Below are 19,920 nucleotides of genomic sequence, written 5' to 3' on the forward strand. Positions count from 1 at the left end.
AAGGGCTCTCTTACGCTGTATAGCGATTAATCACGGGCCGTCAGGTCGTAGAAGGAGGCGTTCCCGACCGTGGTCTTCTCGAAGTTCTCCGCGACCCACGTGGCGATCTCCGAGTTGCCGCCGCCCGGGCCCCCGCCGCCCATCCGGCCGCCGCCGGCCTCACCGGAGGCGCTCTCGCCGCTGCCGATGAAGTAGTGGATCCTGCCCTCGGCGACGTACTGCTTGAACTCCGCGAGCGTGGGGGACGGGTCGCTGCCGTTGAAGCCGCCGATCGCCATGACCGGCTTCTCGGTGGCGAGCTGGTAGCCGGCCGCGTTCTGGGCACCCACGGTGGCCGCGACCCAGGTGTACGCGTCGGCGTCGTCGAGGAGCGTGCTCTTCGCCTCCGCACCGACACTGGCGCCGTTGAGCAGGCCGCCCATCCCGCCACCGCCGCCGCCCCGGCCGCCGCCCCGGGTCATGCCCTGCGGCGGAGTGCCGCCGGGCATCCCGCCCTGAGCCTGCCCGCCGGGCATTCGACCGCCCTGGCCGCCCTGGCCGCCGGGCATCTGACCACCGCCCGGCATCTGGCCACCACCGGGCATCTGACCACCGCCCGGCGTCTGGCCGCCCCGGCCGCCGCCGGGGAAACCGCCCTCGAACATCCGCATGCCGCCGCCGGGACCCCGGCCGCCCATCGCGCCGCCCGCGGGGCCCGCCGTGACGATCGAGCCCTGGTGACCGGTGTCCACCGTCGCCAGGGTGTACGCGAACGGACCCGCGAGCCCCGCCGCCAGACCGAGGCCCGCGACGCCCAGCCCGAGCCGCCGGTCCACCCGGCCCGCGAACAGCAGGCCGACCGCGGCCACCACGCCCGCGACCAGCACCGTCCACCGCAGCCACGGCAGCCAGTCCGGCGTCCGGCCGAGCAGGGTCCAGCCCCACCAGGCGGTCACCGCCACCGCGAGCGCGAGGGTCCCCGAGGCGAGCAGCCGGGTGCGCTCCTCCCACAGCACCGCCGCGCCCATGCCGACGACCGCCGCCAGGTAGGGGGCCAGGGCCACCGTGTAGTACTCGTGGAAGATGCCGGCCATGAAGCTGAACACGACCAGCGTGATCAGCAGCGAACCGCCCCACACCAGGAACGCGGAGCGCGCCGTGTCCGTCCGCGGCGCCCGCCAGGTCACGGCGAGCCCCGCGACGAGCAGGATCAGCGCCGCCGGCAGCAGCCAGGAGATCTGGCCGCCGACCGAGTCGTTGAACATCCGCAGGACCCCGGTCTCGCCCCAGCGGCCGCCGCCCGTGCCACCGGGACCGCCCCCGCCGCCGACGCTGCCGGTCTCGTTGCCGTTGATCCGGCCGAGACCGTTGTAGCCGAAGGTGAGCTCCAGGAAGCTGTTGCTCTGAGAGCCGCCGACGTACGGGCGGGAGGACGCCGGCCACAGCTCGACCAGCGCCACCCACCAGCCCGCCGACACCAGCATCGCGAGCCCCGCGAGCCCGAGCCGGCCGATCCTGCGCCCGATCCCGCCCGGCGCGCACACGCCGTAGACGAGGGCGAGCGGCGGCAGGACGAGGAAGGCCTGGAGGGTCTTCGCGAGGAAGGCGAAGCCGAAGGCCACCCCGGCCCACACCAGCCACTTCGCCGCGCCCCGGTCCTGCTCCAGGGCCCGCAGCACGCAGTACACGGCCACCGTCATGAGCAGGGCGAGCAGCGCGTCCGGGTTGTTGAAGCGGAACATCAGCGCCGCGACGGGCGTGAGCGCCAGGACGGTGCCCGCGATCAGACCGGCGCCCGGGCCGAACCGGCGCCGCACGGCGGCGTAGAGCACGGCGACCGTGCCCACGCCCATGAGGACCTCCGGCACCAGGATCTGCCAGGACCCCAGGCCGAAGAGCCGGACGGAGAGGGCCATCGGCCAGAGCGCGGCAGGCGGCTTGTCGACGGTGATGGCGTTGGCCGCGTCGAGCGAGCCGAAGAAGAAGGCCTTCCAGCTCTCCCCGCCCGCCTGGACGGCGGCGGAGTAGAAGGAGTTCGCGTAACCGGAGGCGCTCAGGTTCCACAGATAGAGCACGGCCGTGACGGCGAGCAGGCCGAGGAACGCGGGGCGGACCCAGCGGGCGTCCTCCGGACGGCCGCGCAGGAGCCGGGTCAGCGGGCCGCCGCGGGGCGCCCCCGCATGCGGCGCGGCGGGCGCCGCGGCCGGGAAGGTCGAGGTCGTCGATGTCATCGGTCGTCCCTGGGGTCGTTCCGTGCGGGGGAGCGCTCGGGGAAGACCCAGAGCCGGAAGAGGAGGAAGCGCAGGACGGTCGCGGCGAGGTTCGCGACGACCAGGACGGCGAGTTCGGTGGAGTGCGCCGGGTTCCCGGTCGCCGCGCCGAGCGCGGCGAGCGAACCGCTCGTCAGGGCCAGGCCGATCGCGAAGACCACGAGGCCCTGCGCCTGGTGGCGGACGGCCCGGTCGCGGCCCCGCACGCCGAAGGTCAGCCGCCGGTTGGCCGCCGTGTTGGCCACCGCGGAGACCAGGAGCGCGCCGGCGTTGGCGAGCTGCGGGCCCACCCCAAGCCGGAAGAGGGAGTACAGGGCGAGGTAGAAGAGCGTCGACAGGACTCCGACCACGCAGAAGCCGACCAGCTGCCGGGCCAGTCCGCCCGGCACGCCCGTGAGTTCACGGTCCCGGGGGTCGTCGCCGAAGGGCCTGGCCAGCCGGTCCAGCGGCAGCGAACCCGTCGCGAGGGCACGGCCCACCCGCCAGACGCCCTTCAGGTCGTCGGTGGCCGTGCTCACGATGTGCACGGTCGAGTCGGGGTCGTCGACCCAGTCCACCGGCACCTCGTGGATGCGCAGGCCGGCCCGTTCCGCGAGGACCAGCAGCTCCGTGTCGAAGAACCAGCCGGTGTCCTCGACCATCGGGAGCAGCCGTTCGGCGACGTCGCGCCGGATCGCCTTGAAGCCGCACTGCGCGTCGGAGAACCGGGCGGCCAGCGAGCCGCGCAGGATCAGGTTGTACGCACGCGAGATGAACTCCCGCTTCGGCCCGCGCACCACCCGCGAGGAGCGGGCGAGCCGGGAGCCGATCGCCAGGTCCGAGTGGCCCGAGATGAGCGGCGCGACCAGCGGGAGCAGGGCGTTCAGGTCGGTGGAGAGGTCCACGTCCATGTAGGCGAGGACGGGCGCGTCGGAATCCGACCACACCGTCCGCAGCGCCCGGCCGCGGCCCTTCTGCTCCAGGCGGACGGAACGCACCTCGGGGACCTCGGCCGCGAGCCCGGCCGCGACCTCGGGGGTGCTGTCGGTGGAGGCGTTGTCGGCGACGGTGATGCGGAAGTCGTACGGGAAGGTCCGGAGGAGGTGCTCGTGGAGCCGGCGGACGCACGGCTCCAGGTCCTTCTCCTCGTTGTAGACGGGGATCACCACGTCCAGGACGGGCCGCCCGGCGCTGTCCACCGGCAGGTGATCCCGGGCGGGGAGGGCTCCGGACAGGGGCCCCGCGATCGTTGGGGTTCGCATGCCACAGACACTCGCCGGGGCCGCTGTCACGGCTGTGTGATGAGCCTGTGCCCTGCCTGTGAGGGGATGTCCTCCGCCGCCGGGGCAGGCAGCCGGACGGTGAAGACGGTCCGGCCGGGCGCGCTGTCGACGCCCACCTCGCCCCCGTGCGCGACCACGACCGCCCGCACGATGGCGAGCCCGAGGCCGGTGGATCCGGCCTGCCGGGAGCGGGAGGCGTCGCCGCGTGCGAACCGCTCGAAGACCGAGGGCAGGAGCGCGGCGGGGATGCCGGGGCCGTCGTCCTCGATCCGGACGGTCACCGCACCGGGTTCGGTGCGCACCCGCGCGGTGACCCTGGTCCCCGGCGGGGTGTGCGTCCGCGCGTTGGCGAGGAGGTTGACGAGGACCTGCTGGAGTCGGGCGCCGTCCGCGCGGACGACGCCCCCGCCGTCCTCGGGCAGTTCGAGGGACCAGTGGTGGTGGGGTCCCGCAGCGCGCGCGTCGCTCACCGCGTCCACGACGAGCGGGACGAGGTCGACGGGCTCGTACGCGAGGGGGCGTCCGGCGTCGAGGCGGGCCAGCAGCAGGAGGTCCTCCACGAGGCCCGTCATCCGGGTCGCCTCGGACTCGATGCGGCCGAGCGCGTGCCGGGTGTCGGGGCCGCACTCCTCGCGGCCGCGCCGGGTCAGCTCGGCGTACCCCCGGATCGAGGCGAGCGGGGTGCGCAGTTCGTGGCTGGCGTCGGCGACGAACTGCCGGACCCGGGTCTCGCTCTGCTGGCGGGCGTCGAGCGCCGAGTGGACGTGGTCGAGCATCCGGTTGATGGCGGCGCCGACCTGGCCGACCTCGGTCCGCGGATCGGCCTCGGTGTCGGGGACCCGTTGGTGGAGTGCCACCTCTCCGCTGTGCAGCGGCAGCTGGGCGACCTGCCCCGCGGTGGCGACGACCCGCCGCAGCGGCCGCAGGGCGACCCGGACGAGGACCGTCCCGGCCAGGGAGGCGGCGAAGAGCCCGGCGCCGGTGACGCTCAGCTCGACGAGGATCAGGGTGGAGAGCGCCTTCTCGACGGAGGCCAGCGGAATGCCGGTGAGGACGGTGCCCCAGCTCGCGGAGGCGTACTCGACCCGGTACGAGCCGAGCCCGCCCGGGAGTTCGACGGTGTGCGGCCGCCCGTCGCGCGGGACGGCCGCCAGGGCCGCCCGCTGGGCCTCGTCGAGCGGCTTGATGCGGAGGTCCTGCCGGTAGATGCCCCGGTCCTCGGCCTCCGCCGAGTACCCGGCCTCGGTCACGACGCCGTCCGTGAGGACGGCGCCGAGGGTGCCGACCGGGGTGCTGGGCCCCACCACGAACCCGAGGTCGTCCTTCCCGCGCCGGTTCATCTCGGGCAGGCCGGCCATCCCCGACGGCGGGCCGGCCGCCCGGTTGGAGACGGCCCGGACCTGCTCGTCGGCCCGGTCGTACAGATACGAGCGGAAGGCTATGGTCGTGACCGTGCCGATGACGGACGCGACGACCGCGATCAGCGCGACCGCCGACACGACGAGACGGGTCCGCAGCGACCACGGCCCCCGGGTCCGCCACCGCCGCCCTGCAGCTCGGAACACGGGCCGCTACTCCCCCGGCTTGATGAGGTATCCGGCCCCGCGCCGGGTGTGGATCATCGGGGTGCGTCCGGCGTCGATCTTCCGCCGCAGGTACGAGATGTAGAGCTCGACGACGTTGGCCTGGCCGCCGAAGTCGTAGGACCAGACGCGGTCGAGGATCTGCGCCTTGCTGAGCACCCGGCGGGGATTGCGCATCAGGTAGCGCAGCAGCTCGAACTCGGTCGCCGTGAGGTGGATCGAGTCCCCGCCCCGGGTGACCTCGTGGCTGTCCTCGTCGAGGGTGAGGTCCCCGACGGCGAGCAGCGACTCGCTGCGCGCGACCGCCGCGCCCGACCTGCGGATGAGCCCGCGCAGCCGGGCCACGACCTCCTCCAGGCTGAAGGGCTTGGTGACGTAGTCGTCGCCACCCGCCGTGAGCCCGGCGATCCGGTCCTCGACGGCGTCCTTGGCCGTCAGGAAGAGCACCGGCACGTCGGGCAGCTCGCGCCGGATCCGGCCGAGCAGGCTGAGCCCGTCGACGTCGGGCAGCATGATGTCGAGGATCACGGCGTCCGGCCGGAACTCACGCGCGGAGCGCAGCGCGGTCGCCCCGTCCCCGGCGCTGGACACCTGCCAGCCCTCGTAGCGCAGGGCCATGGAGAGCAGCTCGGCGAGCGAGGCCTCGTCGTCGACGACGAGGACGCGGACGGCGGTTCCGTCGGCACGGAGCATGTCGGCGCGGGTGCCGGGACGGCGTGTGGTGACGGTCATGGGACCCACGCTCCCGGCCGCCGCTGAGAGGCCTCTTGTCTCTTCCTGTGAATTGGCTGAGAACCGGAGGGGAAGGGGAGGGCTGGGTCGGTGCCCTCAGGGTTTCACGTGAAACAGCGCGGCGCCGTTCTCGTACAGGACTCCCCGCAGCCAGTCGTCCCCGAGCCCGAGGCGTTCGAGGGCCTGGAGCTGGTGGATGTACGGATACGGGATGTTCGGGAAGTCGGAGCCGAGGAGGATCCGGTCGCCGAGGGCCACCAGTCGCGCGCGCTCCTCCCGGGGGAAGGGCGCGAGCCGTTCGCTGAAGTCGGTGAAGGCCATCGTGGTGTCGAGGTGGACGCCCTCGTACCGCTGGGCGAGGTCGAGGAACTCGCCGTACTCGGGCATCCCCATGTGGGCGACGATCACCCGGAGCCGGGGATGGCGGGCGAGCAGCCGTCCCATGGGCCCGGGCCCGGTGAACCGGCCCGGGGCGGGTCCGGAGCCGCAGTGCACCACGACCGGGGTACCGGAGTCGGCGAGCGCACCCCAGGCCTCGTCCAGCTCCGGGTCGTTGGGGTCGAAGCCGCCGACCTGGAGGTGCACCTTGAAGACCCGGGCCCCCGCGTCGAGTGCCTCGCGGACGTACCGGTCGACGCCCGGCTCGGGGAAGAGGGTCGCGGTGTGCAGGCAGTCGGGCGTGCGGGAGGCGAAGTCGGCCGCCCAGGAGTTCAGCCAGGCGCCCATCCCGGGCTTGTGGGGATAGAGCATCGCGGTGAACGCGACCGCTCCGAAGCCCCGCAGGAGGGCGAGCCGGCGGTCCTCCTCCTCGCGGTAGGTGATGGGCCACGCCATCCCGGTCAGAGGACCGACGGCGTCGAAGTAGGCCCAGACCTTGTCGAGGACGTTCTGCGGCATGAAGTGCGTGTGCACGTCGACGAGCCCGGGAATCCCGAGCCGCTCGACGATCTCCCGGATGCCCGCGCTCTCACGGCGGTCACGGCTCTCTCGGCTTGCGGGAACCGCACCACCGAGGCAGCACGGGTCGCTCCCGTCGCTCCCCCCGCCCTCGTCACCCCGTGCGACCGGCTCGCCGGGACCGCCGGGACCGCCCGGACCGCCCGGACCGCTCCCGCTACGCGCGCTCAAAGCTGTAACTCCGCTCGACCTTCCCGATGTGCACGCTGAAGCTGTCGTACCAGTGCTCCCGCCCGTACGCCTTGGCCGCCATGTGCTCGCCGTGCAGCCGCCAGGCGTCCAGCGACTCCAGGTCCCGGAAGTAGGCCACGGTGATGCCGATGCCGCCCGGAGTGCGGGCCGACTCGTGGCCGAGGAAACCGGGCATCTCGCGGGCGAGCGCGTCCATCCGGGCCGCGGTCTCTGCGTAGCCCTCGGGGGCGTCCGGCCGGACCGAGGTGAACACAGCCGTGTAGTAGGGCGGTTCGAGGCCCGCCACCAGTTCGGAGGTCATGTGATCACCCTCGTCGGGCCGACGGGCGGATGTCCACGGACGCCGGGAAAGGGATCCAAGACTTTACGAAGGGCCGCCGCCCCTCAGAAGAGCTCCCCCTGGCTGCTCTCGTCCACCGCGGACGCCGCCTCCGCCACCGGGACGGACGGCGCGACCCCCTCTCCCGCGCCCCGGAGCGCCCATCCGCCCATCAGCCGGGTGTCGAGGGCGACACAGCGCCCGCCGGGGTCGAGCAGATGCAGGTCGGGCCCCGCCGCGGCGAGCAGCCGCCCGCTGACGACGCCCCCGTCGACCAGCTCCGTCACCGTGCCGGCGAGCGGCGGCAGCCCGTCGAGACCGAAGACGGTCGCGTGGTCGCGCGCGGCGAGCTCCAGCGGCTCCAGGGTCTCCGTCCAGCCGCCGACCTCCCGCGCCCGCCCGTACAGCTCCCGGACCTCGGCCGCCCGGTCGGCGGCGGACGGCAGGGCGTGCCGGGCGGCGCGCTTCCGTTCGTACGCCACCCGGTCGGGGACCCCGAGGGCCTGCCGGAGCACCTCCTCGGTCCGCCGGGCCGCCATCAGGGGCCCCCGCCCGAGCCAGCCGAACGTGACGGCCCCCTGCTCCAGCAGCCGGGCCTCGCCCCGGGCCTCCGCGGTGATCCCGACCTTGGTCATCCCGGGCCCGAACCAGGCCAGGTAGACGCGGTACGGCTGCGGGTCGTCCAGGAAGGTGTCGGCCGCGACCGAGTGGGTCCGGTCGAGCCGCGCGCACTCCGCGCAGCGCCCGCCGGTGGCCCGGCCGGACACGACGGCGTCCAGCGGGCAGGGGTTCCCCCGCGCTCCCGGGCACCGCCGCTCCCCGACCGCCCGGAAGGCGAGCTCCTGTCCGTACGCGAGGGCGCTGACCCTGCCGCCCCACCACCGCAGTCCCGGCTCGCCCCCGGCCCAGGTGATCCCCCGACACCGCCACTCCACGCCCTGCCTCCTCCGCTCGCCGGATGTCCAGTCTCCGGCACGTCCGCTCCCCGTCCCCTACCCCGGGGCACCGGGGCGACGCGGACGCGTGCCGGGCCGTCGTGCCCGCTCAGGGCAGGACGTAGAAGCGTGCCCCGTCGGCGTCGGGCCCGCCGACCTCCCGCATGCAGCCGCGCTCGATCAGCAGGCGGACGCAGTCCCGGACGCGCTCGCCGGCGAGGCCGGTGCGGCGGGTGACGTCCTGGGTGCGGTACCGGACGCCGCCGCGGACCAGTGCGGGGGCGAGGAAGGCCGCGACCGTCCGCACGTCCCCGGTGACGGCCCAGGACTCGACGAGCTGCTGGGGGGTGAGCGCGACCGCGGCGCCGGCCCGCTGCCGGGGCAACGAGAGGTGTTCGAGGGAGGCGGCGACCCGGGAGAGGCTCCGCCGGGTCTCGCGGAGCAGCTCCGCGTACTCGGTGTGCTCGGCGTAGGCGACGGCCCGCTCGTCCCACTGCCCGTCGAGCCGGACGAGGGCGTCGAGGAGCTCCGGCGGCAGGACGTGTCCGGCGTGCACGGGGGAGGGTTCGAGACCGTATCCGCCGTACCGCTGGATCGCCGCTATGACCTCGGCCGTCCACGCCCGGAACGGCCCGGCCTCCGGTCTCCGGCAGGCCCCGACGAGCTGCACGAGCCCTTGGAGGCTCACCATCCGCGTCGTCGCCCTGATACCGCTCCGCCCGGAGAACTCCTCGTCCCCGGCGAGCTCCCGCGCGGCCGCGAGGCAGGTCTCCGGCAGCACCACGGTCCGCAGCACCTCCCTGGTCCCCGCGTACCCCAGCCGCTTCGCCACGTCCACGACGGGGAACCAGTGGGTCCCGTCGGCCGCCGTCAGCCTCCGCAGGGGCGCGCCGGTGGCGGCGTACACCAAGTCATCGATGTCGATCGCGTCCATCGATCATCACCTCCGCCTCGCAAGCTAGGCCGAGGGCATATTCAACTGACATGCAAATCAGACAGGTTCACCCAAAAGGGGAGGCGCTCCCGGGGACGCCCCCGGAAACCCCTCCCCGACACCCGCGTCCGCGGCCGTCCCTACCGGGCGACGAACTGCGTGAGGATCGCCTGCACCTCGTAGATGTCGACGCCCTTGGTGAAGGTCTTCTGGACCGGCAGCTGGCTGCCCGAGATCCAGATCTTCAGCTCGGCGTCCAGGTCGAAGGTGCCGGCGGTCTCGACCGCGAAGTGCGTGATGCTCTTGTACGGGATCGAGTGGTACTCGACCTTCTTGCCGGTGATGCCCTGCTTGTCGACCAGCACGAGCCGCCGGTCGGTGAAGAAGATGGTGTCGCGGATCAGCAGGTACGCGGCGTGCACCTGCTCCCCCTGCCCGAGCAGCCGCGCGTAGTCCTGCTGCGCCTGCGCCGGATCAATCGCGTGCGCGTTCCCGAAGAGCGCCATGCCCCAACCCCCACATCCGTAGAAAGAACGATCATCCGACCATAACGGCTCGCCCGCGCCCCGTCACCGAACCCCCACCACAGCCACCCGACTTCACTCCCCACCGGGCGGCGGGCACGAGCCCCGGCACCCGGCACCCGGCGCACCCCTCGGCGCACCGGATCTCCTCCGCCCGCGGCCCGTCTAGGCCGCCGAACCCGCCGAACCCGCCGAGGCGACCACGGTCAACGCGTAGTCCGCACCGGTCGAGAAGCCGCCCGACCGCCCACGGATCTTCAGGGAGTGCTTCCCCGGAGCGAGCGGCGGCAACTGCACCCACAGGCCGCACCCCGTCGCCGCGAAGCGTCCCTCCTCCCCGGTGACCGGGTTGCCCTGGGCACCCAGCACCGTGATCGAGTCCCCCGGGTACGCCTCCGGCTCGACCACCTCGCCGTCGAGGACCACGGTCCCCTGCGCGCCGCTCATGAAGTCCGCGCAGCGCTCGGGGTCTCCGAAGGTGTTGACGACGGGCGCAGCGATCGAACGCCCGCCGGGAACCTCGCACGCGCGCTCGGCCCGACCGCCGAAGGTTCCGGCCAGGAACCACACGTCCTGGGGCTGGTTGCGCGCGCACGCCCGCCCGTCCACGTCGGCGACGGGATTGGTCGCTTCGGGCTCCGAGGCCGCCCACGTCCACCACCGTCCCTGCAGTTCCGCGGAGGAGAGGCTCTCGCTCCCCTGCACCGGGTCCGTACTCGGCGGAAGGGTGCCCGCCGGGGCGGTGCGAGCCGGCGCGGCTCGTTCCGCGCCCTCCGGGCCCGCGGCCGCCTGGGTCCCGCACCCCGTCAAGCCCGCCATCACCGCAGCGGCGAGGCCCGCCACCCCGACTCCGTACCTCATACAGCCCCTCCCGATCGGACGCGCCGCCGTGCCCCCGCCCCGACGCGACATGAGCGGCCACGCTATCCCCCGGGTAGACCCCGACCACTTCGGGCCCGTCGGCCGCACACGTCCCCGTCGCGTCCGGAAAACGCAAGAGGCCCGGACTCTCGTCCGGGCCTCTTGTCTGTGTGCACTCGGCAGGATTCGAACCTGCAACCTTCTGATCCGTAGTCAGATGCTCTATCCGTTAAGCTACGAGTGCTTGTTCTTTTGTCTTGCCTCCGCTCCCCGGTCTTTCGACCCGCTCGCGGCGACAGACAGAACATTACATGACTGCCGCCGCCATGTGAAATCCATTAGGCCCACCCCTTGTGACCTGCGAAAACGTCGTACGGGTCCCTGGTGGGGGCGTGGAGTCGAGTGGTGGGCGCCGGGGCGCGGAGGGGTGGAAACGGCCGAAGCCCCGGCCTGTGGGGCCGGGGCTTCGGTAGGGGCGGAGGCGGAGGGATTTGAACCCTCGATGGGCTTTAAGACCCAAACCGCATTAGCAGTGCGGCGCCATAGACCGGACTAGGCGACGCCTCCATGCACCTCGCGCTTGCGCGGGTGGTGCGTGCAGATGATGACACAGGCGAACCGGGTGTCACCAATCGATCCTCACCGTACTAGCCCTCCGGGGTCGAGGGCAAAGCCCAGCGCGTCCGACGTGGCGCCCGCCGGAGCCGCCCCCGACCCGGCCGGGGGGCCGCGGGATGGCCGGTCCGAGGCCCGGCGGTGTCCGGCGGTGTCCGGCAGGACGGACCGACCGGCTCCCCGGGTCCCTGCGCGGTCCCGTGGCGCGGTCCGCCTCCGTCCCCGCCTTCGCCCCGCCCTCCCCCACCCGGCGCACCCCCGCTTGCGCAACGCCCCCGCGTCCGGAGCGTTAGAGGGGGCGGGGCGCGTCGTGCGCGCGTGCCCCGACCCTTCAACGTCCGGGAGACCCGCATGCTGCGCCGCCTCGTCCTCGCGTCCCTCGCCACCGCCGCCGCCGGCACCGCGGGCCTCGGTCCGCTCCCGCCGCTGCCGCTGCTCGCCCCGCCCGAGAAGCTGACCGTGACCGTCGCCGAGAGCGGCCACCCCGACGCCGACGGCACGTTCGAGCTCAGGTGCGACGACCGGGTCGCCGGGAACCACCCCGCCCACCAGAACGCCTGCGAGCGCCTCGACCGGCTCGCCGAGGACGGCGGCGACCCCTTCGCGCCCGTGCCCGAGGACGCGTTCTGCACCCAGGTGTACGGCGGCCCGGCCGTCGCCCACGTCACCGGCACCTGGCAGGGGCGCGCGGTCGACGCCCGCTTCTCCCGCGCCGACGGCTGCGAGATCAACCGCTGGGAGAATCTGGAGCCTGTCCTTCCTCTTGTCCGGGGATGAGACGGGATGGGAGGCAATGAGACCGGGGCCGCCCCCCGCGGGCTCCCTTAGACTCCCTTCCGTGACAGGGTGCGGCCCGAGGGGCAAGATGGGGCCGGCCGGCCGATAGGGCATGCACGTTGCCGTGCGTCAGGGAGGAACGTCGTCGTGAGCAGCAGGCCATCCCGGGGCGCTGCTCGCCTCGCAGCCATACTCGACGCCCTTCCCGACGGCCTCGTGCTCGTCAACTGCAACGGCACGGTCGTCAACGCCAACACCATCGCCCTCGGCATGTTCGAGACCCCGGGCACCGCACTCGTCGGACGCGGCCTGCTCGATCTCCTGCCCGGCTTCGACTCCCGCCTCATCCCCGGCTCCATGCGCCGCCCCGAGGGCACCGACGAGCGCGGCCGCACCAAGCCGACCCGGATGATCGCCCGCCGCACCGACGGCAGCGAGTTCGCCGTCGAGGTGACCAGCGCCAGCCTGGAGGACGGCCGCGAGGCCTACGACTCGTACGGCGGCTACACCGGCGACGAGCTGCTCATGCTGGTCGTCCGGGACCTCACCGGCACCCTCGACACCGAGGCCGAACTCGCCCGCTCGCAGCGGCAGACCGAGATGATCCTGCGCGCCGCCGCCGAGGGCGTCGTCGGCACGGACACCGACGGCCGCGTCGTCCTCGTCAACCCGGCCGCCGCCCAGATCCTCGGCTACCGCGCCGGCGAGCTCGGCGGCCAGGAGCTGCACCCGCTGATCCTGGCCAAGCGCCCGGACGGCGAGCCGTTCCCGTACGAGGAGTCGCCGCTCGCCGACACCCTCAAGTCCGGCCGCAAGCACCGCGTCCGCGGACAGGTCCTCTGGGCGAAGAAGGGCGACCGCGTGCCGGTCGACCTGACGACCGCTCCGGTGCGCGACGGCGACCAGCTCGTCGGCGCCGTCATGACCTTCACCGACCGCAGGCCGTACGAGCAGCTGGTCGAGGAGCACGCCGCCGAGATCAAGGAGCTCACCGAGCGGAACGCCGCCGAACTCGCCGACCGGGCCGAGCGGAACGCCGCCGACCGGGAGGCGCAGCAGGAGCGGTACGCCTCCCTCGCCGCCCGGCACGAGCAGCTCACGGCCGTCCTCGCGGAGTCCCTGCGCGGCCCCCTCCAGGAGCTCCGCGGCCAGCTGGGCGCCCTCGCCGCGGACGACGCCGGACAGCTCTGGCCGGAGGCCAACCAGGTCCTGCACCATCTCGCCGCCGGCTACGCCCGCATGACGGCCCTGGTGGACAACGTCCTGGGCTACCAGCGCCTGGACGCGGGCGCCGAGTCGCTGGACAAGAGCGTCGCGCTCCTCGACGGCATCGTGACGGCGGGCATCGACGGGGCGGTCGACCTGATCGGCCCCGGCCGCGCCCAGTTCGCCGTGCACGCGCCGCCCATCGAGGCCGAGGTGGACGCGGCCCGGCTCTCCACCGCGCTCGCGCACCTGGTCGCCGACGTCGCCGGCGTCGACGCGACCGGCAAGAACCGCACCGCCGCCCAGGGCGCCGGACCGGCCGACTCCACGATCGTCGTCGCGGCCGCGCAGCGCGGTGACGTCGTGCGGATCGAGGTCCGGGGCCCGTACGCCGGCGGGGATCCGGTCCACGGGCCGGTCGTCCGCGGCATCGTGGCGGCGCACGGCGGTGTCGTGCAGACCCACGAGGTGCCGGGGACGAGCGGCGGCGCGTACGTCCTCGAAGTCCCGCTCGGTACGGGCCGGGGCACGGTCCCGGCGACGGAGCAGGCCCCGCACGGGGCGGACGGTCCGGGCGGCGCGTCCGGGCCCGGTTCAGCCGGCGGGCGCGCCGGCGGCGGCCGGGAGGCGCTCGCGCTCCCCGCGCAGGCCTCCGCCCCCGTCCCCCCGGCCGCGGCCGGCCTCTCCCCGGTCCCCGTCCCCTCCGGCACGTCGGCGCCCGGTGCTCCGGCGGCGTCCGCCGACTCCCCGGAGACCTCCGGCGGCGGGCGGCGGCGGGCCCGGCGCGGCTCCACGGACGCCTTCCTGGAGAGTGCGGTCGCCCCCGAGACCGCCGCCGAGCCCAGCGGCCGCCGCCGGGCCCGTACGGCGGAAGCCCCCGGCGGACCCGCCGAACTGATTCCGGCCCAGCAGAACGCGGGCGTGGACCAGGCCGTCCCCGTCGGCGGTACGGCCCAGGGCGCTCCCGGCGGTTCCCCGGTCGAGCCCACCGGCCGGCGTCGCGGACGGCCCGCCGAGGGCTCGGTCGTGACCGCCGCGGAAGGCGCGCAGGGACGGGCCGCGCTCGGCGCCGCCGTGCCGCCGCAGGGTGTCGCCGTCGAGCCCACCGGGGCTCCGCCGGCGCCCGCGCTCGCTCGCGCCCTGCCCGCCGTGGCCTCCGCCGACTCCGCGCCCGAGGCGCAGCCGAGCGGACGCCGTCGTCGTGCGCTCGCCGCCGCGCAGGAGCGCGCGGCCGCGGCCGAGGCGGGGCCCCGGACGCCGTTCGCGCTCCCCCCGGCCGATGCCGACCGCCCCGCCGAGGACGAGGCCGCGCTCGCCGCACCGGCCGGGTCCTCGCCCGTCGCGGCGCCGCTGCCCGTGTCCGACGAGGGCCGCCACGAGGGCGTACGGGGTGTCCCGGACGCCGGGCACACGCCCGCGCCGGCCCACCCGCACCCGCTGCCGCAGGGCGAGCCGACCGGGCGCCGCCGGGCCGTCGCGCCCCCGCCGGCCGAGCCGGAGCAGGAGCCGGCCGCGCACGCCCCGGCCCCCGAGCCGACCCGGGCCCCCGCCCAGGCCGCGCCCGCCGTGCAGCCCGAGCCCCGGAACAGCACCAGCTCCGGATCGGGGACCGGCACCGGTTCGGTGCCGCTGCCTCCCGAACTGCCCATGCCGAAGGACTCGACGCAGGGGCGGGCGTTCAGCGTGCGCACCCTGGGGCAGGGCGTCCCCTTCGTCCCGCCGCCCCCGGCGGCCCCGCTGCCCGCCCCGGCCGGCTCGCCCGCCCCGGCGGCCCCGGCGGCCTCCGGTCCGCCCTCCAACGGCTCCGGCACCTCCAACGGTTCCGGGCGGCGGCGCAGGCTCGCCACCCCGCCGGAGTCCGATCCGCCCGTGCAGGCCGCGCTCCCCGCGCCGGCCGGCGGCGAGGCCAGGCCGCACCCGCAGCCGGAGGCCCCGACGGCGTCCCGCGCGCCCGAGGGACGCGCGTACGCCATAGGAGCCCCCGCCGAGGGCTCCGCCGAGGGACCCGAGCCGCTCGACGGTCCCGGTGGCGCCGTCGAGGTCGCCAACCGGCCCGCGCCGCGCCCGGTCGACGACGAACTCCCCCCGGAGCCCCTCGACAACCCGCGCCGGCTGCTGGTCTGGCCCGCGCCCGACGTCTCCACCCAGCAGGCGCTGAGCGACCGCGGCTACCGCCCGGTGATCGTGCACTCCCGCGAGGAGGTGGACGCCCAGATCGCCGCCTTCCCGGCCGCGCTCTTCGTCGACCCGCTGACCGGGCCCATCACGCGCACCGCGCTCCAGTCGCTGCGTCAGGCCGCCGTGGCCGCCGAGGTTCCGGTGCTCCTCGCGGCCGGTCTGGGGCAGGCGACCCGGGAGGCCGCGTACGGCGCCGACCCGGCCGTCCTCCTCAAGGCGCTCGCGCCGCGCGACAGCGAGCAGCACCCGTCCCGCGTCCTCCTCATCGAGGAGAACGAGGACATCGCGGAGGCGCTCGGAGCCACCCTGGAGCGGCGCGGGATGCAGGTCGCCCGGGCGGCCACGGACACCGAGGCGGTCACCCTCGCCACGCAGACGCGGCCGAACCTGGTGGTGATGGACCTGATGCAGGTGCGCCGCCGCCGGGCCGGGATCATCGACTGGCTGCGGGCGAACGGGCAGCTCAACCGCACGCCGCTGGTCGTCTACACCTCGGCCGACCTCGCCGAGGAGGAGCTGCCGAAGCTGTCCTCCGGCGAGACGGTCCTCTTCCTGGCGGAGCGCTCGAACAGCACCGAGGTCCAGGCCCGGATCGTCGACCTGCTCGCGAAGATCGGCACCAACTAGCCGCCCGGGCCGCGCCCGAACGGAGCCGCCTCAGGCGCCGGGGCGCGCCCGAGCGGGCCGCGGCGCACGCCGGGGCCGCGTACGACCCGGACCGCCGCGCACGCCGGGGCCGCGTACGACCCGGACCGCCGCGCACGCCGGGACGCACCCGCGCGGGCCGGTCGTGCGGGCCGGCCGTGCGCCTGGCCGCGCCCCCGTGCCGCCTCACGCGCCGGGCACGCACGGACCGGTACGCCGCGCACGCCGGGTCGCACCCCGGTACGGGTCGTACCCGCGCCGGCCGGCGTACGACCAGTGCCCGCACGCGCACGGACGCGGGGAGGGATTCGCACGGCGAAGCCCTCCCCGCGACCGCGTCCGCAGCCCGCTACAGCTCCGTCACGTCCAGCGCACCCTCCGCGTACTGCCTGCGGATGACCTTCTTGTCGAACTTGCCGACGCTCGTCTTGGGCACCGCCGGCACGATCGCCCAGCGCTCCGGGAGCTGCCACTTGGCGATGCCGGCCTCGTCGGCGAGGAAGGCCTTCAGCGTCTCGTAGTCCGCCGTGGCACCGTCCTTGAGGACGACGGTCGCCAGCGGCCGCTCGCCCCACTTCTCGTCCGGGACGGCGACGACGGCGGCCTCGGCGACGGCCGGGTGCGCCATGATCGCGTTCTCCAGCTCGACGCTGGAGATCCACTCGCCGCCGGACTTGATGACGTCCTTGGCGCGGTCGGTGAGGGTGAGGAAGCCGTCCGGGCTGATCACACCGACGTCCCCGGTCTTGAGCCAGCCGTCCTCGCTGAACTTGTCCGCCGGACGGATCGCCTCGCCGTCGACGCCGCCGAAGTAGGAGCCGGCGATCCAGGTGCCGCGCACCTCCAGCTCGCCGGCCGACTCGCCGTCCCAGGGCAGGTGCTCGCCGGCCGGGCCGACCAGGCGGGCCTCGACGCCGGCCGGGAAGCGGCCCTGCGTGACGCGGTACGGCCACTCCTCCTCGGCGGTCAGGCCGTGCGGAGGGTGGGCCATCGTGCCCAGGGGGGAGGTCTCCGTCATGCCCCAGGCGTGGCAGAGGCGGACACCGAGCCGGTCGTACGCCTCCATCAGCGCTGGCGGACAGGCCGCGCCGCCGATGGTGACCTGGGACATCGAGGAGAGGTCGCGGGGGTTCGCGGTGACCTCGGCGAGCAGCCCCTGCCAGATGGTGGGGACGGCGGCCGCGTGGGTCGGGCGCTCGCGCTCGATCATGTCGGCGAGCGGGGCCGGCTGGAGGAAGCGGTCCGGCATGAGCATGTTGATGCCGGTCATGAAGGTGGCGTGCGGCAGGCCCCAGGCGTTGACGTGGAACTGCGGGACGACGACCAGGGTCGTGTCCCGGTCGGTGAGGCCCATCGACTCGGCCATGTTGACCTGCATCGAGTGCAGGTAGATCGAGCGGTGCGAGTAGACGACGCCCTTGGGGTCGCCCGTGGTGCCGGAGGTGTAGCACATGGCCGCGGCCGAACGCTCGTCCAGCTCGGGCCAGTCGTACGTGGTCGGGCGGCCGGCGATCAGCTCCTCGTAGTCGTGCACGCGCGGCGCGGCGCCGTCCAGGACGGAGCGGTCCCCGGGGCCGGCGACCACGATGTGCTCGATCGTGGGCAGGTGCGGCAGCAGCGGGGCGAGGAGGGGGAGCAGCGAGCCGTTGACGAGGACGACCCGGTCGGCGGCGTGGTTGACGATCCACACCAGCTGCTCGGGGGGAAGACGGAGGTTCAGGGTGTGCAGGACGGCGCCCATCGAGGGGATCGCGAAGTACGCCTCGACGTGCTCGGCGTTGTTCCACATCAGGGTCGCGACCCGCTGGTCGCCGACGACCCCGAGTTCGTCGCGCAGGGCGTCGGCCAGCTGGTGCGCGCGTTCCCCGGCCTCCGCGAACGTGCGGCGCTGCGGCTCGGGTTCGCCCGTCCAGGTGGTGATGATCGACTTTCCGTGGATCGTCATTCCGTGCTTCAGAATGCGGCTCACGGTCAGCTGTACGTCCTGCATGGTGCTGTACACGGGGCGTCCTCCCGGTGGGCGCTACGTGGCAGAAGGGGTGTGGAGATTCTGCGCACGTACCGCTCGGTATGTCACTACCCGAGAGTACGGAAATTGCCAGTGATCACTGGCAGGAGTGCCGCGCCACGCCGGTTATCGACCGGTTCCTCGCGCTTCCTGCCGGACGGGAGTCAGCTCCGGGTCCTCGCGGAGCTTGCCCAGCGCTCTCGACACCGCGCTCTTCACCGTGCCGACGGACACCCCCAGGACCTCGGCGGTCTGGGCCTCGCTCAGGTCCTCGTAGTACCTGAGGACCACCATCTGGCGCTGCCGCTCGGGGAGCTTCAGCACCGCGCGCCACATCGCGTCGTGCAGCACCTGCCGCTCCGCCGGGTCCGGCTCCGGGACGCCGGACGGTTCCGGCAGCTCGTCGCAGGCGAACTCGTCCACCTTGCGCTTGCGCCACTGCGACGTGCGGGTGTTCAGCAGCGCGCGGCGGACGTAGCCGTCCAGGGCGCGGTGGTCCTCGATGCGCTCCCAGGCGACGAACGTCTTGGCCAGCGCCGTCTGGAGCAGGTCCTCGGCGTCGCAGGGGTTGGCGGTCAGGGAGCGCGCGGTGCGCAGGAGCACGGGCCCGCGCGCCCGTACGTACGACGAGAAGGTCGGGTACGACGCGAACTGCGAGGCACCGGCGCAGACGGGGCCAGAGGGTGGCGGAGTCATGGCTCCACGCTAGGAGGGGAGGGGCGTCCGGCGGATCGGCCCCAGGTCCCGACCCGCAGTCCGCCTCAGGTTGTAGGGGTGGGGACGCCCCGACCTCCTCTGGGTGGAGACCCCTCCGGGCCCCCTCAGGGTCGGCGGACCGGAGGCGCCCCGTCCTCCGCCCGGTCGGCGACCCCGGTGACGCCCACGGCCGAGGGGGCGACGCGGGCGACGGGGGAGTCCATCGTGTTCCGGTCGATGAGCATCCGCCGGCCACCGTACGTCTCGGCGACGTTGCCCGCGTACTGGTGGATCCGGGCGTGCGGCGTCCAGGCCTGCGGGTGCAGCACCGGCTCGGAGGCCAGCGCGGGCCGCCCCAGCCAGCGGGCGAACCACATCACGGACGGCAGGTCGGGCGTCCCCGCCCGGCGCGCCGCCTCCATGTCCCGGACCCCCGTGTCGGCGCTGCTGTAGAACCCGGGCAGGTAGCCGAGGCGGCGCACCTCCCGGTTCCAGGCGCGGACGAACGAGAGGGTGGTCGCGGCGCAGGCCGCGTCGTCCTGCGCGTACGCCTCGATGTCGAGGTACAGCGGGCTGCTCGCGTCCAGTCCCAGGGCCCGCGCGGCCTGCACCGCCTCGGCCCCCTCCCGGGTGCCCTGGCCCGAGGGGTTGCCGCCGAGAGCGAAGGGCCGCTTCGCCGCGGCGTTGACGCACGGCGCCTGCGAACCGACGAAGAGCGGGAGCAGTCGCCAGCCCATGGTGTGCACGGAGGCGACCCAGGCCGGGGTCAGCTCCCGCTGGACCGGGCAGCCGCGCCCGCGCCCGCCGAAGTAGATCCCGACGGCCCCGTACGGCGAACTGCGCCAGGCGTCCATCACCGCGAGGGACGGCGCCTCGCACGTGTCGAAGGCCCGTCCGGCGAAGTACACGGGGTCGGCGGCGGCCCGGCTCCCCGGGGCGCCGCCGGGTCCGGCGGCCGGGGCGACGGCGGCCCCGGGTCCGGCGGCGGGAGCGGGCAGCGGGCCGGGGGTCCCGGTCGGCACGGGGGCGCTGAACAGGACCGTCCCGGCCAGCGCCGCCGCGACGGCCCCGACCACGAGCCGCACGGGAGCCCGCCGCACGCCCCGCCTCGGCGCGCCGACGGGGGCACGGGGTGGGGTGGGATCCGGGGACGGGACCGGGGGCGGGGGCGTGACCGGGGTGCCGGTGGAGGTGCCGGCGGGGGTGAGGGACGAGGACGGGAACGGGGTGTCCACCGGGGCCCGGTC

At 74.6% G+C, this 19,920-nt stretch carries 15 protein-coding genes and 2 tRNA genes; 2 read left to right on the top strand and 15 right to left on the bottom strand.

Annotated features, from left to right (window positions below; translation table 11 throughout):
* Positions 1-26 precede the first annotated feature (26 nt).
* From ACY0MR_RS18030 to ACY0MR_RS18085, 12 genes are all read right to left on the bottom strand, one after another.
* Positions 27-2,210, bottom strand: a complete 2,184-nt coding sequence (locus tag ACY0MR_RS18030) for an ArnT family glycosyltransferase (protein ID WP_473561617.1) — start codon at positions 2,208-2,210, stop codon at positions 27-29.
* Positions 2,207-3,490, bottom strand: a complete 1,284-nt coding sequence (locus ACY0MR_RS18035) for a bifunctional glycosyltransferase family 2/GtrA family protein (RefSeq protein WP_473561619.1) — start codon at positions 3,488-3,490, stop codon at positions 2,207-2,209. The genes ACY0MR_RS18030 and ACY0MR_RS18035 overlap by 4 nt, the downstream gene beginning before the upstream one ends.
* A 26-nt stretch (positions 3,491-3,516) precedes the next feature.
* Entirely contained in the window at positions 3,517-5,076 is a 1,560-nt protein-coding gene (locus ACY0MR_RS18040) for a sensor histidine kinase (RefSeq protein WP_473561621.1), read from the bottom strand.
* A 6-nt stretch (positions 5,077-5,082) separates the two neighbouring features.
* On the bottom strand, positions 5,083-5,826 hold the full coding sequence (locus ACY0MR_RS18045; protein ID WP_361856491.1) for a response regulator transcription factor: 744 nt from the start codon (positions 5,824-5,826) through the stop codon (positions 5,083-5,085).
* Between the two features lie 96 nt (positions 5,827-5,922).
* Positions 5,923-6,783 carry an amidohydrolase family protein gene (locus ACY0MR_RS18050; protein WP_392866927.1) on the bottom strand — a complete coding sequence of 287 codons (861 nt, stop codon included), beginning with the start codon at positions 6,781-6,783 and terminating at the stop codon, positions 5,923-5,925.
* A 157-nt stretch (positions 6,784-6,940) separates the two neighbouring features.
* Positions 6,941-7,276: an antibiotic biosynthesis monooxygenase family protein gene (locus ACY0MR_RS18055; protein WP_361856488.1), complete on the bottom strand. Its 336-nt coding sequence runs from the start codon at positions 7,274-7,276 to the stop codon at positions 6,941-6,943.
* A gap of 83 nt (positions 7,277-7,359) precedes the next feature.
* Positions 7,360-8,229: a DUF2797 domain-containing protein gene (locus ACY0MR_RS18060; protein ID WP_473561623.1), complete on the bottom strand. Its 870-nt coding sequence runs from the start codon at positions 8,227-8,229 to the stop codon at positions 7,360-7,362.
* A gap of 109 nt (positions 8,230-8,338) precedes the next feature.
* Positions 8,339-9,163, bottom strand: a complete 825-nt coding sequence (locus ACY0MR_RS18065; protein WP_388800952.1) for a BRO family protein — start codon at positions 9,161-9,163, stop codon at positions 8,339-8,341.
* A 140-nt stretch (positions 9,164-9,303) separates the two neighbouring features.
* Entirely contained in the window at positions 9,304-9,669 is a 366-nt protein-coding gene (locus ACY0MR_RS18070; RefSeq protein ID WP_030318096.1) for a PH domain-containing protein, read from the bottom strand.
* A gap of 183 nt (positions 9,670-9,852) precedes the next feature.
* Entirely contained in the window at positions 9,853-10,392 is a 540-nt protein-coding gene (locus tag ACY0MR_RS18075; protein WP_473561626.1) for a signal protein, read from the bottom strand.
* Positions 10,393-10,719: 327 nt separating this feature from the next.
* Positions 10,720-10,792 (bottom strand) — tRNA-Arg (locus ACY0MR_RS18080).
* Between the two features lie 232 nt (positions 10,793-11,024).
* Positions 11,025-11,115: transfer RNA gene (locus tag ACY0MR_RS18085), tRNA-Ser, on the bottom strand.
* Between the two features lie 399 nt (positions 11,116-11,514).
* Between ACY0MR_RS18085 and ACY0MR_RS18090 the strand changes: the two genes are divergently transcribed.
* Both ACY0MR_RS18090 and ACY0MR_RS18095 read left to right on the top strand, forming a co-directional pair.
* A complete protein-coding gene (locus ACY0MR_RS18090) occupies positions 11,515-11,940 on the top strand; it encodes an SSI family serine proteinase inhibitor (protein WP_361856504.1) in 426 nt (141 codons plus the stop codon).
* 147 nt (positions 11,941-12,087) lie between these two features.
* Positions 12,088-15,951 (top strand): PAS domain-containing protein, encoded by a 3,864-nt coding sequence (locus ACY0MR_RS18095; protein WP_473561628.1) that lies wholly within the window; start codon positions 12,088-12,090, stop codon positions 15,949-15,951.
* Positions 15,952-16,318: 367 nt separating this feature from the next.
* Here the strand turns inward: ACY0MR_RS18095 and ACY0MR_RS18100 are convergent, their stop codons facing one another.
* The 3 genes from ACY0MR_RS18100 to ACY0MR_RS18110 form a co-directional block, all read right to left on the bottom strand.
* Positions 16,319-17,971, bottom strand: coding sequence for a long-chain fatty acid--CoA ligase (locus tag ACY0MR_RS18100; protein ID WP_473561630.1), 1,653 nt, complete (start codon positions 17,969-17,971; stop codon positions 16,319-16,321).
* Between the two features lie 132 nt (positions 17,972-18,103).
* Positions 18,104-18,673, bottom strand: coding sequence for a SigE family RNA polymerase sigma factor (locus ACY0MR_RS18105; RefSeq protein ID WP_473561632.1), 570 nt, complete (start codon positions 18,671-18,673; stop codon positions 18,104-18,106).
* Positions 18,674-18,798: 125 nt separating this feature from the next.
* Positions 18,799-19,773 carry a DUF1906 domain-containing protein gene (locus tag ACY0MR_RS18110; protein WP_473561634.1) on the bottom strand — a complete coding sequence of 325 codons (975 nt, stop codon included), beginning with the start codon at positions 19,771-19,773 and terminating at the stop codon, positions 18,799-18,801.
* Positions 19,774-19,920 lie beyond the last annotated feature (147 nt).

Source organism: Streptomyces sp. JN8, from assembly GCF_055808075.1.